This is a genomic window from Acidipropionibacterium jensenii DSM 20535 (genome assembly GCF_000425285.1).
GTDB lineage: Bacteria > Actinomycetota > Actinomycetes > Propionibacteriales > Propionibacteriaceae > Acidipropionibacterium > Acidipropionibacterium jensenii.
The window spans coordinates 1-1,781 of sequence record NZ_AUDD01000055.1 but is presented as its reverse complement, the minus strand read 5'-3'; the positions used below and the strand labels follow the sequence as shown (position 1 = coordinate 1,781).

Annotated in this window: 1 protein-coding gene and 1 rRNA gene; one reads left to right on the top strand and one right to left on the bottom strand. The window is 55.5% G+C overall.

The genetic code is table 11. From position 1 onward, the window contains the following. Positions 1–53: 53 nt before the first annotated feature. Positions 54–1,581, bottom strand: a 16S ribosomal RNA gene (locus tag H590_RS0113635). Between H590_RS0113635 and H590_RS18980 the strand changes: the two genes are divergently transcribed. Beyond that, on the top strand, positions 1,578–1,781 hold a 204-nt coding region (locus H590_RS18980; RefSeq protein ID WP_211221193.1), incomplete at its 3' end, for a hypothetical protein. The genes H590_RS0113635 and H590_RS18980 overlap by 4 nt on opposite strands.

The window sequence follows — 1,781 nt, the reverse complement described above, 5'->3', positions numbered from 1 at the left end:
ATGGACCATGCCAGACCGCCACAACGACGACCCACACAGTCACAGCTCCTTAGAAAGGAGGTGATCCAGCCGCACCTTCCGGTACGGCTACCTTGTTACGACTTAGTCCTAATTACCAGTCCCACCTTCGACGGCTCCCCCCCAAAAGGTTGGGCCACCGGCTTCGGGTGTTACCGACTTTCATGACTTGACGGGCGGTGTGTACAAGCCCCGGGAACGTATTCACCGCAGCGTTGCTGATCTGCGATTACTAGCGACTCCGACTTCATGGGGTCGAGTTGCAGACCCCAATCCGAACTGAGACTGGCTTTTTGAGATTCGCTCCACCTCACAGTGTCGCAACTCTTTGTACCAGCCATTGTAGCATGCGTGAAGCCCTGGACATAAGGGGCATGATGACTTGACGTCATCCCCACCTTCCTCCGAGTTGACCCCGGCGGTCTCCACTGAGTCCCCAACCGAATTGCTGGCAACAGTGGACGAGGGTTGCGCTCGTTGCGGGACTTAACCCAACATCTCACGACACGAGCTGACGACAGCCATGCACCACCTGTGAATCGGCCCACAAGGGGGGCGGCCATCTCTGACCGTTACCAATCCATGTCAAACCCAGGTAAGGTTCTTCGCGTTGCATCGAATTAATCCGCATGCTCCGCCGCTTGTGCGGGGCCCCGTCAATTCCTTTGAGTTTTAGCCTTGCGGCCGTACTCCCCAGGCGGGGTACTTAATGCGTTAGCTACGGCACGGAATCCGTGGAATGGACCCCACACCTAGTACCCACCGTTTACAGCGTGGACTACCAGGGTATCTAAGCCTGTTTGCTCCCCACGCTTTCGCTCCTCAGCGTCAGGAAAGGTCCAGAGAACCGCCTTCGCCACTGGTGTTCCTCCTGATATCTGCGCATTCCACCGCTCCACCAGGAATTCCATTCTCCCCTACCTTCCTCAAGTCAACCCGTATCGAAAGCACGCCCAGGGTTAAGCCCCAAGTTTTCACTTCCGACGTGATCAACCACCTACGAGCTCTTTACGCCCAATAAATCCGGACAACGCTCGCACCCTACGTATCACCGCGGCTGCTGGCACGTAGTTAGCCGGTGCTTCTTCTCCAGGTACCGTCACACCCCGAAAGGCACTTCGTCCCTGGTGAAAGCGGTTTACAACCCGAAGGCCGTCATCCCGCACGCGGCGTTGCTGCATCAGGCTTGCGCCCATTGTGCAATATTCCCCACTGCTGCCTCCCGTAGGAGTCTGGGCCGTATCTCAGTCCCAATGTGGCCGGTCACCCTCTCAGGCCGGCTACCCGTCGACGCCTTGGTGAGCCACAACCTCACCAACAAGCTGATAGGACGCGAGTCCATCCACCACCGCCAGAACTTTCCAACCCCCACCATGCGATGAGAGCTCATATCCGGTATTAGCACCAGTTTCCTAGCGTTATCCCGAAGTGATGGGCAGGTTACTCACGTGTTACTCACCCGTTCGCCACTCGTGTACCCCCGAAAGGGCCTTACCGTTCGACTTGCATGTGTTAAGCACGCCGCCAGCGTTCGTCCTGAGCCAGGATCAAACTCTCCAATGAAAAAATATCACCACCGCACCCCACCAACCCCAAAGGCCGGCGGACCACAGTACAGGCGACACCATCAAAGAATCCAAAACACTGACCCCGACAAACCAACTGACAAAAAATCAGATGATCAATCGAAATCAATCAAAGGAATCAATAAATCCGACACACAACACAAGTTGTGCATCAACAAAACATCTTTATTGACTAAA